This window comes from Oligella sp. HMSC09E12 (assembly GCF_001808505.1).
Lineage (GTDB): Bacteria > Pseudomonadota > Gammaproteobacteria > Burkholderiales > Burkholderiaceae_B > Oligella > Oligella urethralis.
This window is the reverse complement of the sequence record NZ_KV793550.1, coordinates 1-762: the sequence shown is the minus strand read 5'-3', so window position 1 is coordinate 762 and position 762 is coordinate 1. Positions and strand designations below refer to the sequence as shown.

The 762-nt window shown below is 51.4% G+C and carries 1 protein-coding gene; it reads left to right on the top strand.

The genetic code is table 11. The features are described 5' to 3' along the window. A partial coding sequence (locus HMPREF3179_RS11845) for an integrase core domain-containing protein (protein ID WP_168160347.1) occupies positions 1 to 698 on the top strand: 698 nt, incomplete at its 5' end. Positions 699 to 762: the final 64 nt, after the last annotated feature.

Here is a 762-nt window from a genome sequence, read left to right as displayed (position 1 = left end):
AAAAGGCCCCCCCCCCCCCCCGTCGTCATTGTGCCGATGAACCCAATGTTTGCTGGAGTTGGGACGTGACGTATTTGCCAACCTCAATACGGGGCCTATCTTTTTATCTGTACCTGATTATGGATATTTACAGCCGCAAAATCGTGGGCCACGAAGTCTTCGAGGCAGAAAACATGAATAACAGCGCTACCCTGATTCAACGGGCCGTACTGCGTGAAAAATGTGCGCATAAGCCGCTGGTATTGCACGCGGACAATGGTTCTGCCATGAAAGGCTCCACCCTGTATGCCAAACTGGACAGCCTGGGTATTACGCCGTCACACAGTCGACCTCGTGTATCCAATGATAATGCGTATTCAGAATCGCTCTTCCGTACCTGCAAATATCATCCACGGTTTCCAACCAATGGCTTTAACCAGATTGAAGATGCCCGGCAATGGGTTCATCACTTTGTACGGTGGTATAACGAAGAACATCGTCATAGCCAAATCCGCTATGTCACACCGGCTCAGCGCCATGCTGGCCAGGATGAGGATATCCTACGGGCTCGCCACGAACTGTACCAACAGGCCCAACGTGCCAATCCCGCCCGCTGGTCAGGTCAGACATGTAACTGGCAACCGATTGGAGAAGTATGGCTCAATCCCGATAAAAACCTGGAGATCATTCAACAGGAAAAAACGTTAGAGGCGGCATGATTCACGTTCCAACTAGGTTGACAAACACCGCGGATGGGGTCCCCACATTTGACGCAACAGGTGC